The organism is Novosphingobium olei (assembly GCF_037076535.1).
GTDB classification, from domain to species: domain Bacteria; phylum Pseudomonadota; class Alphaproteobacteria; order Sphingomonadales; family Sphingomonadaceae; genus Novosphingobium; species Novosphingobium olei.
Window position 1 is genome coordinate 3,454,550 of sequence record NZ_AP029021.1, and the last position, 14,493, is coordinate 3,469,042.

A 14,493-nucleotide genomic window follows, 5' to 3' on the forward strand; every position below is an offset into this window, starting at 1 on the left:
CGGCGCTCTGCCACCCGGAGGGCCACGCTGCAAGCGCAACCCGGGACCCTACGGCCAGCTCCTGCGTTACGTCGCACGTGCTGCACTTGTCGCCTCGGAACTTTTCCCGCATGAAGCGGACACGATGCGGGCGCTGACCGACTTCACGATCGCGTCGGACGATCCTTCGTCCGGCACTAACGGCGGCGCCACCCTGGCGTTTTCCGGCCCGATGACCGTGGCATCGCTCGGCGCGATCGATGCGCGCATCCGCCACATTTCCGATCCGCTGTCCCAGATCGACATGACCGGGGTCACGCGCATCGACACGGTCGGCGCCTGGGTCGCCTGGCATCTTGCCCAGCGTACCGGCGCCCGGATCGTCAATTGCAAGCCTGAAGCGGAACGACTGATCGCCGCGATCAGCAAGGCCGACGATAACCGCGAATCCGTACGCGCCGACCGCCTGCCGCTGTTCGAACGCGTGCCTGCGGTGATCGGCGACACCGTGATCGGGCTCGCCAACGGCGGCCTGCAGGTGCTCGGATTTCTGGGTCTCTACGTCCAGGCCTGCTGGTCGCTGCTGCGCCGACCGTCCACCTTTCGGACCAAGGCGCTGATCCACCAGATGGAGCTCGTCGGAGTCAACGCGCTCGGCATCATCGCGCTGATGAGCTTCCTGGTCGGCATCGTCATCGCGCAGCAGGGCGCGGTGCAGCTGCGGCAGTTCGGGGCGGAGATCTACACCGTCAACCTCGTCGGCCGCCTTACCTTGCGCGAACTCGGCATCCTGATGACCGCGATCATGGTCGCGGGCCGCTCGGGTTCGGCGTTTGCCGCGCAACTGGGCACGATGAAGCTGACCGAAGAGGTCGACGCGATGCGCACGATCGGCGTCTCGCCGATGGAGGCGCTGGTCATCCCGCGCATCCTTGCCACGATGATCATGATGCCGCTGCTGGGCATCTACTCCTCGTTCCTCGGCATCATCGGCGGCGCGTTCCTGTCCTCGCTCACGCTCGGCATTCCCTTCTTCACCTTCCTCGCCCGCATCCAGGAAGTGGTTCCGCTGCACGATGTCTGGGTCGGGCTGGTCAAGGGCCCCGTGTTCGGCCTCATCGTCGCGGTTTCCGGCTGCTATCAGGGGCTGCAGGTGCGCAACAATGCCGAGGAAGTCGGCACCCGCACCACCGCGGCCGTCGTCATGGCGATCTTCATGGTCATCGTGCTCGACGCCTTCTTCGCGGTGTTCTTCACCGAGATCGGCTGGGGATGAGCGAGACTTCGGAATTCCCCATTCGCGTGCGCGGATTGAAGAACGTGTTCGGCGATCACGTCGTGCACGAAGGGCTCGATCTCGAAGTCCGCAAGGGCGAGATCATCGGCGTGGTGGGCGGCTCGGGCACCGGCAAGTCGGTGCTGATGCGTTCGATCATCGGCCTTCAGGTACCCGCCGAGGGCGAGATCGAAGTGCTGGGCAGCAGGATTACCGACGCCCGCGATGACGAGGATATCGACATACGCAGCCGCTGGGGCGTGCTCTTCCAGGGGGGCGCGCTGTTTTCCACGCTGACCGTCGCCGAAAATGTCGAAGTGCCGCTGCGCGAATTCTATCCCGAGATCAAGGACGAACTCCGCCACGAAATCGCGCGCTACAAGGTGCTGCTTTCAGGGCTTCCCGCCAACGCCACCGGCAAATACCCCAGCGAGCTTTCGGGCGGCATGAAGAAGCGCGCCGGCCTCGCCCGCGCACTCGCGCTCGATCCCGAACTGCTGTTCCTTGACGAGCCCACCGCCGGGCTCGATCCGATCGGCGCGGCAGCGTTCGACCAGCTGATCCTGGGCCTGCAGCAGACGCTCGACCTGACGGTCTTCCTGATCACCCACGATCTCGACACGCTGTACGAGATCTGTGACCGCGTGGCCGTGCTCGCCGACAGGAAAGTGATCGCCTGCGGGACGATCCCGGAACTGCTCGCGCTGGATCATCCCTGGATCCAGGAATACTTCAACGGCCCGCGTGGCCGGGCCGCGCAGTCGGCCAAGCATCGCAACGATACCAGGGCCGACGCCGCTGGCAGCAGCGCGCCTGCGCCCCTCGACGAGACGGCGCAGGAGCAGCAAGAGGGTTAACCATGGAAACGCGCTCGAACAACATCTGGGTCGGAGCCGTCACGCTGCTGCTGCTGGCGGGCTTTGCCGCGCTGGCGATCTGGATCGCCCGGATCAACCAGGGCGCGCAGAACGAATACGACATCTTCTTCAAACAGTCGGTCGATGGACTGGCCAAGGGTTCGGAAGTCTCGTTCTCGGGCGTGCCTTCGGGTCAGGTGAAGGACATCGAGCTGTGGGAGCGCGATCCCAGCCTCGTACGCGTGCGGATCAAGGTGGATAGCAAGGTGCCGATCCTGCAAGGCACCACCGCCAGCCTGCAGGGCAGCTTCACCGGCGTCACCACGATCCAGCTGCAAGGCGCGATGAAGGGCGCCCCGCCGATCGTCGAGCCCGGCCCCGAAGGCGCTCCCGTGATCCCGACCAAGCGCAGTGGCCTGGGCGAATTGCTGGCCAACGCGCCGCTGCTGCTCGAACGGCTGGCAACGCTGACCGAACGCCTCACGATGGTGCTTTCGGACAAGAACCAGAAGTCGATCGAGAACATCCTTGCCCATACCGACAAGCTGACCGGCAACCTCGCCGATGCCTCGCCCGACGTGAAGCGCACGCTCGCCGAATTGCAGGCCACCTTGCGCCAGGCGAACTACACCCTTGCCGCGTTCGAGAAGGTCGCCGGCAGCGCCGATTCCATGCTCAACGACGAAGGCAACGGCATCGCCAAGCAGCTGCGCACCACGCTGCAGTCGGTGCAGGGCGCGGCCGATGCGTTGCAGGCCACCGCCAAGGACGCGCGCCCCGGCGTGCAGCAGCTCAACGAACGGACGTTGCCCGCCGCCGAAGCCGCCATTCGCGAACTGCAGGCCACGACGCGTTCGTTGCGCGAAGTGACCGACCGCATCAACGATCGCGGCGTTTCCAGCATCGTCGGCAGCCCCAAGCTGCCCGATTACAAGCCCTGAGCCGGGAGAACCGATCCGATGAACAAGACCCTGCTCTCCTTGCTGCTGCTGCCGCTGGCGCTTGCCGGCTGCGTCTCGATCGGGGCGAAGCCGCCCTCAAGCCTGCTCAGCCTTACCGCCGAAGCCGCGCCGGCTGCAGGCGCCACGGCCAGCGGCAAGCTCAACGAAGCGCTGACCGTGCTCGAGCCGACCTCCGCAGCCAAGGTCGCGGTGCTGCGTGTGCCGGTGCAGATCGATGAAACGCGCGTCGCCTATCTCAAGAAGGCTATGTGGGTCGAACGCCCCTCGCGCCAGTTCCAGCATCTGCTGGCCGAAACGCTGCGCGCGCGCGGTGGCCGGCTGGTGACCGAAGGCGATGCCGGCACGCGCGGCCCCCGCCTTTCGGGCCGATTGCTCGACATGGGCTACGATGCGCGGACGAAGTCGGTGGTGGTTGCCTTCGAAGCAAACCGCGAAAGCCCCGGTGGCACGATCGACACCAAGCGCTTCGAAAGCCGCGTCAGCGGCATCGATCCCGACACGCAGGACGTCGCACCCGCCCTCAACCAGGCAGCCAACGACGTCGCCCGGCAGGTGGCGGACTGGGTCGGCTGACCGCCGACCCGCATCGCCTGTTCAGGCGGCCGGCATCTGCTGGCTGGAACAGTGGAATCCGCCCCCGCCCGCCAGCACCGCATCGGCCATCAGACCGATCGTGGCGCGGGTCGGAAACAGCTCCGCAATCGCGGCCACGCCGTCATCGTCGTGCGCCGTCCCGAAGATCGGCACGATCACCACGTTGCTGGCGATGACGAAGTTCATGTAGCTCGCAGGCTGCACCGTGCCACCCCACTCGACAAGGCCTGGCGAGGGGACTTCCACCACCTCGACGCCAGCATCCCGCGCCCGGGCGGCGGTGTCGGCATAGAGCGCGGCGTTGGGATCATCGGGCCCGGTTGCGCGCGGCACCGCCAGCCGGTTGGGCGCCACGAACCGGGCCAGGTTGTCGACATGCCCGTCGGTGTGGTCGTTGATCAGGCCATCGCCCAGCCACAGCACGCGGTCATAGCCCAGGTCGCGTTCGAGCCGCGCCTCAATCTCGCCGCGCGTCAGCTGCGGGTTGCGGTTGGGGTTTAGCAGGCACTGCTCGGTCGTGGCGACAAGCCCGGTGCCATCGCCATCGAGCGCGCCCCCTTCCAGGATCCAGTCGCACCGGTCGGCGGCAAGCCCGGCATCGGCCGCCAGCGTCGCGCCGATCTCCTGGTCTCCCGGCATGAGGTACTTCTCCCCCCAGCCGTTGAAGCCGAACAACCGCGCCCGCCGCGTGCCCGATGCATCGCGCACCACCAGCGGTCCGGTATCGCGCACCCACACGTCGCCATAAACGCGTCGTTCGAGCGTGACCGCCGCCGAAACCAGCGACCGTGCGCGCATCTCGTTGGCGGCATCGCGCACCAGCAGGCGCACCTGCTGGCCGCTGTCGGCAACGGCGCTGGCGAAGGCGGCGATCTGTTCCTGCGCGCGATCGATCACCCCCGACCATTCGTCGGCGATATGGGGGAAACCGATCCACAGCCAGTCCTGGGGATGCCATTCGGGGGGCATCCTCATCACTGCCTCGCTCATGCGTCTCGTCCTTACTTCTTGCCCGCGTCCGCCAGACTCTTGTCGCGGATCGCGCGGAATTCGTCCCCGGGGTGCCAGTTCGGCCAATCCTTGCCATCGGCAAGCCCCCGGCCGAGCCGGTAGAAGAGTTCGACTTCCTGCGCCATGCCCGACATGTCCCAGCTGTCCGAATATTCGTCGCTCGGCTGGTGGTAGCGGTTGACGGTGTAGTCTTCCGAAGCCGCCTCGCCCGCGGCGCGACCACCCTTTTCCAGATCCTCGCCCAGGCCGACGTCGAACATCGGCACGCCAAGCTTGGCGAAGCTGAAGTGGTCCGACCGGTAGTAATACCCGCGTTCGGGATGGCTCTCGGGCGTCTCGGACAGGTTCATGTCCTCTTCCACCCTGCGCAGCAGCGTGGTCAGTTCGGACTTGTCGCCTCCGGTCACGGTCACGTCGCGTGCCCGACCCGTCGGCGAAAGGCCGTCCATGTTCACCCCGCCAACCGTCCTGGCCAGCGGAAACACCGGGTTCGCGGCATAGTATTCCGATCCCAGCGTGCCCGATTCCTCAAGTGTAACAGCAAGGAACACCTGGCTGCGCGCCGCCGGCCCGGCGCGGCGGTTCATGTCCGCCAGCGCGGCCAGCGCGCCGACCCCGGTCGCGTTGTCGACCGCGCCATTGCAGATGTCGTCGCCGGTCTTGTCCGCCTCGCAACGGCCAAGATGGTCCCAGTGCGCGCTGTAGAGCACGTATTCGTGCGCGCGCGTCTTGCCCGGCAGCAGGCCGACCACGTTGTGCGACGTCGCCTTGCGGATCGCGTTGTCGAAAGAAAGGTCCATCGTGAGGCCCAGCGGCACCGCCTTGAACCCCTTCTGCTTGGCGGCGGCGGTCAGGGTGGTCAGATCCTGCCCGGCCGCCTTGAGGATGGCCTCGGCCACGCTCTTCTGCACCCAGGCGTTGGCCACGGTCTGGTCCATGCCGTCGTTGGCCGATTGGACGAAGTACTGCGCCCCCGTCCAGCTCGACTGCACCACGTTCCAGCCATAGGCGGCAGGGTACGTATCGTGGATGACGATCGCCGCAGTCGCGCCCTGGCGCGCCGCTTCCTCGAACTTGTAGGTCCAGCGCCCGTAGTAGGTCATCCGACGGCCCTTGAACGGCCCGTCCTCGCCCTGCATCTCGTAGTCTGGGTCGTTGACCAGGATGACCGCCGTCTTCCCCTTCATGTCGAGCCCGGCATAGTCGTTCCAGCCAAGCTCGGGCGCGTTGATGCCATAGCCCACGAACACCAGCTCGCTGTCCGCCACCTTGGTCTGCGGCACGAAGCGGTACGACCCGGCAACGAAGTCCTTGCCGATCGTGAAGCTCATCGGCGCAATGCCCTTGCCCTTCACCACCATCGGCGAAAACTGGCTCGCGGTGATCTCCACCGTCGGCACGTCCTGCAGCCACGACCCCTTGTTGCCGGGCTTCAGGCCCGCCGCCTTGAAGCGCGCGACGATCTCGTCGAGCACCTTGGGCTCTGCGGCGGTCGAGGGGGCGCGGCCCTCGAACTCGTCGGACGACAGCGTCTTGATCACCTGCCGCATCAGCGGAACGTTGACCGGGGGTACCTTCGCAGGCGCCGCCGGCGCGGCGGCGAAAGTTGCCGATGAAATCAGCGCGGCACAGGCAGCGCCCGCGACAAGCGCGGCGCGAAAGGCGCGATCGACCCGGTAAGGCATTGAATTTCCCTTCATGTTCTCAATTCACCGCAGCGCCGTGTCGGCGTCGCTGTGGACATGCCGCGACGTTGGCAGAGCGTGGCGAGCGACGCAACACCGCCCCGCCGGGCGCGCGCGACGCTTGCCTCGCCCGCCATGACCGGGCATCGCCGGGACATGACCGATTGGCAGAATGCGCTGACCCGCGCCCGCACCTGCTCGCCCTTTCTTGCCCGCGCGCTCGACCGGCAGGGCGCGCTTGAAGCGCTGCTCGCCCAAGGCCGGCTGGACGAAGCGCTGGCCTGGGCTGCCGGCGCCGGTGAAGGCACCGACGATGTTGCCGTGCAGCTGCGGCGCGAACGCCTGGCGCTCGCCACCGCCGCCGGCATCGCCGATCTGGCCGGCGCGATGCCGCTTGCCGCCGTGACCGGCGCGCTTTCCGCCTTCGCCGACCGCGCGCTCGACCTCGCCATCGCCGCCGCGATCCGCAAGCGGGTGCCGGATGCCGAACCGCAGGGCTTTGCCGCCATCGCGCTCGGCAAGCATGGCGCGGGCGAGCTCAACTATTCGTCCGACATCGACCCCATCCTGCTCTACGAACCCGATGTCCTGCCCCGGCGCGATCGCGACGATCCGGGCGAGGCGGCGCAGCGCGTGGCCCGCACCGTGGTCGAACTGCTCGGCAAGGTAACAGACGAAGGCTACGTCTTCCGCGTCGACCTGCGCCTGCGCCCGGCCTCGGAAGTCAGCCCGCTGGCGATCCCGTTCGAAGGCGCGATCACCCATTACGAATCGAGCGCACTCGCCTGGGAACGCGCCGCCTACATCCGCGCCCGCGCCGCCGCCGGCGACGTGCCGCGCGGGCAAGCCTTCCTCGATACGATCCGCCCGTTCGTGTGGCGCCGCAGCCTCGATTTCGGCGCGATTGACGAGATCGGCCGCCTCACCACCCGCATTCGCGACCATTACATCGGCGGGCAGGCGCTGGGTCCCGGTTACGACCTGAAGCGCGGGCGCGGCGGCATTCGCGAGGTGGAGTTCTTCGCCCAGACCCACCAGCTGATCCACGGCGGCCGCAACCCCGCGCTGCGCCTGCGCGGCACCCGGGCGAGCCTCGATGCGCTGGCCACCGCCGGGATCATCACGGCCGAGGACGCGCAAGTGCTGGGCACGAGCTACGACAGGCTGCGCACCATCGAACACCGCCTGCAGATGGTCGCCGACCAGCAGACGCATTCGCTCCCGGCCGATCCCGCCGCGCTCGACAATGTCGCCCGGCTCGATGGCCTTGCCGATGGCGCCGCGCTCGTGGCGGAGCTGGCGAGCATATCCGAAGCCGTCGGCACCCGCTTCGATGCACTGATCGCGACCTATGCGCCCACCGGCGCGGTACAGGTCGCCGAGCGGCCGCTGGTGCGCGAACTGGCGGAATGCGGCTTCGACGATTGTGAACAGCTCGCCGCGCGGGTCGAAGCCTGGGAAAACGGCCAGTTCCGCGCCCTGCGCAGCGACGAGGCGCGCGCCGCCTTCGCCCGTTTGCGCCCCCAGCTGCTGCGCGCGCTGTCCGAAGCGCCCGATCCCGATCGCGCGCTGCTGCGCTGGGAACAGCTGATCGGCGCGCTCCCTTCGGCGATCAACGTCTTCCGCCTGCTCGAAGCGCGCCCGGGCCTGCTCGCCGTCGTCATGCGCGTGCTGGCCCACGCGCCCACGCTGGCGGATGAACTCGCCCGCCGCGCCGATCTGCTCGACACACTGATCGACCGCTCCGCCTTCGACCTGCCCGGCAGCGTTGCCGAAATCGCGGGCGAGCTGCGCCGCAACGAAGCGGGCGACGATTACCAGCGCCTGCTCGATGCGGTGCGGCGCAAGGTCGGCGAACTGCGCTTTGCCCTGGGGGTCCAGCTGATCGAAGCGGGGCGCGATCCGCTGGAGATTGCCGCGGCCCTGTCCCGCGTCGCAGAGGCGGCCATCCTCGTCCTTGGCGAAGCCGCCTGCGCCGAATTCGAAAGCGTCCATGGCACCGTGCCCGACAGCCGCCTCGTCATCCTCGGCCTCGGCCGGCTCGGCGGTTCGGCGCTGACTCACGCCTCGGACCTCGATCTCGTGTTCCTGTTCAGCGGCGATCACATGGCGGAAAGCGACGGCCGCCGTCCGCTGGGCGGCACGCTCTACTACAACCGCCTCGCCCAGCGGGTGATCGCCGCGCTGTCGGTGCCGACCGCCGCCGGCGCGCTCTACGAAGTCGACACGCGCCTTCGTCCCTCCGGCGCACAGGGCCCGATCGCGGTCAGCCTCGACAGCTTCGAGCGCTACCAGCGGGAGGAAGCCTGGACCTGGGAGCACATGGCGCTGTGTCGCGCCCGCGCCCTGTTCGGCACCGCGCCCGACCGCGCCGCGCTCGACACGATCGTCGCCTGCGCGCTCCACGATCCGCGCGATCCTGCCAAGCTTCGCGCCGATGTCCTGTCGATGCGGGGCGAAATGCAGAAGCACAAGCCCGGCAAGGGGCCGCTCGATGTCAAGCTGCTGCGCGGCGGGCTCGTCGATATCGAATTCATGGTTCATTACCTCCAGTTGCGCGATCACGTCGCGCTCGAACCGGGTCTTGGCGATGCGGTTTCCGCGCTGGAGGATGCAGGGCTGTTGCCGCAGGGCCTGCGCGAAGCGCACGACCTGATGGCGCGGCTGCTGGTGGTGGTCCGCCTCGTTGCCCCCGATGGCGAATATCCCCCGCCCGCCAGCCGCGAGATCGTCGCGCGCGCCTGCGGCCTTGCCCGGTGGGGCGAGCTGCTTGACGCCATCGCCGCCATGCGGCAGCGCGTGGGGCAGGCATGGAACGCCGTTTTCGGCGAAAGGCTGGAGATCCTAGCATGAGCGAGCGTATCGGCGTCGGCGACGCCTTCCCCGACATTGCCATGACCACGCCGGATGGCGGCACCGTCAAGCCGTCCGACTTTGCCGGGCGCAAGCTGGTCGTGTTCTTCTATCCCAAGGACGATACGCCGGGCTGCACCACGGAAAACAAGGATTTCTCCGCGCTGGCCGACCAGTTCGCCGCGGCAGGCACCGCGCTTCTGGGCGTCAGCAAGGACCCGCCCAAGAAGCATCAGAAGTTCGCCGAGAAGCATGGCCTTGCCGCCCCGCTGGCCAGCGATGCCGAAGAAGGCGGCCTGTCCGATGCGCTCGGCATATGGACTGAAAAGTCGATGTACGGCCGCACCTACATGGGCATGGAGCGGACCACCTACCTTGTCGGCGCCGATGGTCGGATCGCGCAAGTGTGGAACAAGGTGAAGGTCAAAGGCCACGCCGAGGACGTGCTCGCCGCCGCCAAGGCGCTCTGAGCCGCGCGTGAACCTTTCGCCTTCTGAAATGCCGTCTTCCGCAACGCCATCGGTGGCGCACGCCATCCGTGCCGCCATGCTCACCGCCGATCCGGAGGCAAAGGCGATGGCAGCCCGCGCGGTCGCTCGGGACTGGCGCGCGGGCCGACTTGCCTTCGCGTTCGACGTGGCCATGCCCGATGCGCCGGCCCGGCCGAACGCGCCGCAGTTGCTGCCGCCCAACGCCATGCCCAAGCGCGGGCGCGGAGGCTCGGAACGCGGGCGGATTGCGCTGCTCCACGCGCTCTGCCACATCGAATTCGTCGCCATCGATCTTGCCCTCGATGCCGCCGGCCGCTTCGGCGCCGAACGCGGGCCGGCTTTCGTGTCCGACTGGCTGGATGTCGCCGCGGACGAAGCGATGCATTTCGCGCTGCTCGCCCGCCGCCTGCGCACCCTCGGGACGTTCTACGGCGACCTGCCGGCCCACGACGGACTGTGGGATGCCGCACGCGAAACCGCGCACGACATCGCTGCCCGCCTTGCGGTCGTGCCGATGGTGCTCGAAGCGCGTGGGCTGGATGTCACTCCGGTTACGATCGAACGGTTCGAAGCCGCTGGAGACCTGCGTTCGGCGCGCATCCTGCAACGAATCCTTGACGACGAAATCCGCCATGTGCGTTTCGGCACAACCCACTTCGCGAAGGTATGCCAGGAACGCGGTGAATCGCCACCGCAACTTTGGAAAAGCTTGGTCGAGAGGCACTTTCGCGGCGCTGTTAAGCCGCCGTTCAACGACTCGGCGCGCCGATCAGCCGGTCTATCGTGCGAAATGATGGCAGGGGTTGCGTGAACTGACGCCCTGCCGTTACCCCACCAATCAAGAGTTGGGCGGGGGGTTCCGATCCTTCTCAAAAAAATCTGCTCCGGTTCGTCGCGAACCGGGGTGGCACGCACTGGGGGTCAGCGCGTCTCCGTCGCCTGCTTGCGGGCTGCGGGTCAAAAAGAAGGTCGTTCGGGTCGTAATGTCGCAAAACACCAACTTTGTCCGCCAGTCGCTTGGCCGCAAGTCGTTCGCAGCCATCGCCGCCATCGCCTCGCTGGTCTCGGTTCCCGCTTTCGCCAACAGCGCCGCTTCGGCCGACATCGCTTCGCCGCTCCGCGCCGCTGAAGCTGCCCGCAGCGGGGCCGTCAGCACCGACAACGGCGACCAGCAGTTCCGCAATCTCTTCGCTTCGTGGCAGGCGCTAGATGGTGGCTCGGTTACCGGCACCGTCGCTCCGGCCCGCTCGGGCACCGTCTCGATCCCCTCGCTGATGCCCGTGAATTCCAGCCGCGCCATGTCGAGCGCCTTCGGCCTGCGCGTGCACCCCGTGCTCGGCGGCCTGCGCCAGCACAAGGGCATCGATCTTCCCGCCGCCACCGGCACCCCGATCTACGCTTCGGCGGATGGCGTTGTCGGCAAGGCCGACTGGTTCGGCGGCTACGGCCTGTGTGTCGAGCTCGAACATGGCGCCGCGCTCGAAACCCGCTACGGCCACATGTCGCGCATCGCGGTTGCCGAAGGCCAGCGCGTCCGCAAGGGCGACGTGATCGGCTATGTCGGCTCGACCGGCCGCTCGACCGGTCCGCACCTGCATTACGAAGTCCGCGTTGCCGGCGAAGCGGTCAATCCGCTTCCCTACATGCAGGGCTCTTCCACGCTTTATGCCGAAAACGACCCGACCGAAGGACGCGGCGGTCCGGAATAAGCCGCCCCGGTCGAACTAAGCCATCCTGGAGGGGATGCGGAAAGAGGCGGCCATCGCGCCGCCTTTTTCTTTGCCCGTTTCAAAATTGCTGAACGGCCAGCAACTTTTTTGCTGTGTGCGTTGCACAATGCAACGAATCCCTTTGCGCGATTTAATCATGCGGTTAAGGTCACGCGCGAAAGGCCCGGGGCCGTAAGGCCAAGGCCGAAAGCGAAGAGAGGAATCGCATGGACTTTCACCCGAGCGTGCACGCGCGGAACCATCCGGAAAAGCCCGCGGTCATCATGGCCGATGGGCGCAGCCTGACCTACCGCGAGCTTGACGAAGAGAGCAATCGCTTCGCCCAGTTGCTGCGTGCGCGGGGACTGCAGATCGGGGATACCGTGGCGATCAGCCTGGAAAACCGTCCCGAATACTTCTCGCTGGTGTGGGGCGCGCAGCGCGCAGGTCTCGTCTTCGTGGCCGTTTCCTGCCGTCTTGCCGCACCTGAAATCGCCTACATCGCGCAGGACAGCGGCGCCAAGCTTCTGGTGAGCTCGACCTACCTCAACAAGGTGCTCGACGAAGTCGCCGCGCTGGCCCCCTCCGTTCCGCAGCTGCGCCTTGGCGGCGTCGGCGTCCATGATCTCGAAGCCGAACTGGCCAAGATGCCTGCCACCGCCATTGCCGACGAGCGCGCCGGCGGCGATATGCTCTATTCCTCGGGCACCACGGGCAAGCCCAAGGGCGTGCGCGTGCCCATGCCCGAAGACCCTGCGATCGGCGCGCCGACCTCGCTGATGATGGTGGCCTCCGAAGTCTTCGGCTTCACCAAGGATTCGGTCTATCTCAGCCCCGCGCCGCTCTATCACGCCGCGCCGCTGCGCTGGTCGATGGGCGTTCATCGCCTTGGCGGCACTGTCGTGGTGATGGACAAGTTCGATCCGGAGCACGCGCTGCAGCTGATCGAAAAGTACAAGATCACCGACAGCCAGTGGGTGCCGACCCACTTCGTGCGGCTGCTCAAGCTGCCCGAGGATGTGCGCACGAAGTACGACATTTCCTCGCTCAAGTGCGCGATCCACGCCGCCGCGCCCTGCCCGATCCCGGTCAAGCACGCGATGATCGACTGGTGGGGTCCGATCCTCAAGGAATACTACGCCGGCACCGAAGGCAACGGCTTCACCTTCATCGGCAGCGAAGACTGGCTGACCCACCCGGGCTCGGTCGGTCGCGTCATCACCGGCGTGATCCACATCTGCGATGAAAACGGCGACGAAGTGCCCACCGGCACCGAAGGCCAGGTCTTCTTCGAAGGCGGCGGGGTGTTCGAATATCACAACGATCCGGCCAAGACGGCAGAGGCCACGAACAAGCATGGCTGGACCAGCCTTGGCGACATCGGCCGCGTCGATGAAGACGGCTTCCTCTACCTGACCGACCGCAAGAGCTTCATGATCATCTCGGGCGGCGTAAACATCTACCCGCAGGAAATCGAAAGCCTGCTCGTGACCCACCCCAAGGTCGCCGACGTCGCGGTGATCGGCGCCCCCGATCCCGACATGGGCGAACGCGTGGTGGCGATCGTCCAGCCGGCCAACCTTGCCGAAGCGGGCCCCGCGCTCGCCGCCGAGCTGACCGACTGGCTCAATCCGCAGCTTTCGCGCGTGAAGATGCCGCGCCAGATCGACTTCCGCGAGGAACTTCCCCGCGAACCCACCGGCAAGCTGTTCAAGCGCCTGTTGCGCGATGAATACAAGGCCGCCGCGGCTCTGGAGGCCTGACGCCATGGCAACCACTGCAGTGCCCGTCGCTTCGCCCGAAGACGCCATCGCCGTCATCGATCCCCGCTCCTATGCGGAGTGGGGCCCGCTGCTCGACCGCTTCGACCGCATCCGGGCCGAAACGCCCGTGGTGCGCATCGAAAGCGCGGAAGGCTTCCACGAACCCTTCTGGCTGCTGACCCGCCATGAAGACGTGATGCGCGTGTCGAAGGACAACCAGACCTTCCTCAACGCGCCGCGCCCCACCGTGTTCACCGGCAAGGACGGCGAAGCCTTCGCCCGCGCGGTCACCGGCGGCAGCCCGAACCTCGTCAACTCGCTCGTCTCGATCGACGCGCCCTCGCATCCCAAGCTGCGCCGCCTGACGCAGGAATGGTTCATGCCGAAGAACCTGCGCAAGATCGAGGAGGACATCCGCAAGCTGGCCGCGCACACCGTCGACCGGCTGATCGCGGCCGGCCCCGAAGCGGACTTCTGCACGCTCGTCTCGGCGCCCTACCCGCTCCACGTCGTCATGCAGATCCTCGGCGTGCCGGAGGAGGACGAGCCGCGCATGCTCTTCCTCACCCAGCAGATGTTCGGCGGGCAGGACGAAGACCTCAACAAGTCCGGCATGGCCGACCTTGCCCCCGAACAGGTCCTCCAGATCGTCATGGGCGCGGTCAGCGATTTCGAGGCCTATTTCTTCGCGCTCGCCGAAGAGCGCCGCAAGAACCCGACCAACGACGTCGCCAGCGTGCTCGCCAACGCCAACATCGACGGGCAACCGCTCTCGGCGCGCGATCTTGCCGGCTACTACATCATCGTTGCCGCAGCGGGGCACGACACCACCTCGGCCTCCACCGCCGGGGCGATGCTCGCTCTCGCGCAGGACCCGGACCAGTTCGCCCGCGTCAAGGCCGATCGCAGCCTGCTGCCCGGCGTTGTCGAGGAAGCGATCCGCTGGACCACGCCGGTGCAGCACTTCATGCGCACCAACACCACCGATGTCGAGATCGGCGGGGTGCAGATCCCGGCGGGCGACTGGCTGATGCTCAACTACGTCGCGGCCAACCACGATCCGGCGCAGTTCGACAACCCGCGCAAGTTCGATGCGGCGCGCGATGGCAACCGCCACATCGCGTTCGGCGCGGGCGCACACCAGTGCCTGGGTCTCCACCTCGCCCGGCTCGAAATGCGCATCCTGTTCGAAGCGCTGCTCGACCGGATCGACAGCCTCGAACTGGCGGGCGAGCCCAAGCGCGCCAAGAGCACCTTCGTCGGCGGGCTCAAGACCCTGCCGATCCGCTTCAAGGCCAGCTGACCGTCAAGCC

General features: G+C 67.1%; 12 protein-coding genes. 10 read left to right on the top strand and 2 right to left on the bottom strand.

Annotation, left to right across the window (positions count from 1 at the left end; translation table 11 throughout):
• Positions 1-124: 124 nt before the first annotated feature.
• From AACH40_RS16285 to AACH40_RS16300, 4 genes are read left to right on the top strand one after another with little or no spacing between them, the layout of a single operon-like run.
• The gene (locus AACH40_RS16285) at positions 125-1,255 is read left to right on the top strand and encodes an ABC transporter permease (protein ID WP_338643295.1); all 1,131 of its coding nucleotides are present in this window, start codon (positions 125-127) and stop codon (positions 1,253-1,255) included.
• Positions 1,252-2,112 carry an ABC transporter ATP-binding protein gene (locus AACH40_RS16290; protein WP_338643296.1) on the top strand — a complete coding sequence of 287 codons (861 nt, stop codon included), beginning with the start codon at positions 1,252-1,254 and terminating at the stop codon, positions 2,110-2,112. Before AACH40_RS16285 ends, AACH40_RS16290 begins: the two co-directional genes overlap by 4 nt.
• A gap of 2 nt (positions 2,113-2,114) precedes the next feature.
• Entirely contained in the window at positions 2,115-3,053 is a 939-nt protein-coding gene (locus AACH40_RS16295; protein WP_338643297.1) for an MlaD family protein, read from the top strand.
• An 18-nt stretch (positions 3,054-3,071) separates the two neighbouring features.
• Positions 3,072-3,647: an ABC-type transport auxiliary lipoprotein family protein gene (locus AACH40_RS16300; RefSeq protein WP_338643299.1), complete on the top strand. Its 576-nt coding sequence runs from the start codon at positions 3,072-3,074 to the stop codon at positions 3,645-3,647.
• A 21-nt stretch (positions 3,648-3,668) separates the two neighbouring features.
• Here AACH40_RS16300 and AACH40_RS16305 read toward each other — a convergent pair whose 3' ends face one another.
• Together AACH40_RS16305 and AACH40_RS16310 are read right to left on the bottom strand one after the other, a co-directional pair.
• The gene (locus tag AACH40_RS16305; RefSeq protein ID WP_338643300.1) at positions 3,669-4,658 is read right to left on the bottom strand and encodes an agmatine deiminase family protein; all 990 of its coding nucleotides are present in this window, start codon (positions 4,656-4,658) and stop codon (positions 3,669-3,671) included.
• Positions 4,659-4,669: 11 nt separating this feature from the next.
• Positions 4,670-6,364 (bottom strand): M28 family metallopeptidase, encoded by a 1,695-nt coding sequence (locus AACH40_RS16310; protein ID WP_338643301.1) that lies wholly within the window; start codon positions 6,362-6,364, stop codon positions 4,670-4,672.
• Between the two features lie 156 nt (positions 6,365-6,520).
• Between AACH40_RS16310 and glnE the strand changes: the two genes are divergently transcribed.
• The 6 genes from glnE (at position 6,521) to AACH40_RS16340 (ending at position 14,483) form a co-directional block, all read left to right on the top strand.
• Positions 6,521-9,217, top strand: a complete 2,697-nt coding sequence (gene glnE, locus AACH40_RS16315; RefSeq protein WP_338643302.1) for a bifunctional [glutamate--ammonia ligase]-adenylyl-L-tyrosine phosphorylase/[glutamate--ammonia-ligase] adenylyltransferase — start codon at positions 6,521-6,523, stop codon at positions 9,215-9,217.
• Complete coding sequence (locus tag AACH40_RS16320; RefSeq protein WP_338643304.1) at positions 9,214-9,687, top strand: peroxiredoxin; 474 nt, start codon at positions 9,214-9,216, stop codon at positions 9,685-9,687. Before glnE ends, AACH40_RS16320 begins: the two co-directional genes overlap by 4 nt.
• Before the next feature lie 28 nt (positions 9,688-9,715).
• Positions 9,716-10,519, top strand: coding sequence for a ferritin-like domain-containing protein (locus tag AACH40_RS16325; protein ID WP_338646134.1), 804 nt, complete (start codon positions 9,716-9,718; stop codon positions 10,517-10,519).
• A gap of 172 nt (positions 10,520-10,691) precedes the next feature.
• Complete coding sequence (locus AACH40_RS16330; RefSeq protein ID WP_338643305.1) at positions 10,692-11,417, top strand: M23 family metallopeptidase; 726 nt, start codon at positions 10,692-10,694, stop codon at positions 11,415-11,417.
• Positions 11,418-11,644: 227 nt separating this feature from the next.
• The gene (locus AACH40_RS16335) at positions 11,645-13,180 is read left to right on the top strand and encodes an acyl-CoA synthetase (RefSeq protein WP_338643306.1); all 1,536 of its coding nucleotides are present in this window, start codon (positions 11,645-11,647) and stop codon (positions 13,178-13,180) included.
• Between the two features lie 4 nt (positions 13,181-13,184).
• Positions 13,185-14,483: a cytochrome P450 gene (locus tag AACH40_RS16340; protein ID WP_338643307.1), complete on the top strand. Its 1,299-nt coding sequence runs from the start codon at positions 13,185-13,187 to the stop codon at positions 14,481-14,483.
• Positions 14,484-14,493 lie beyond the last annotated feature (10 nt).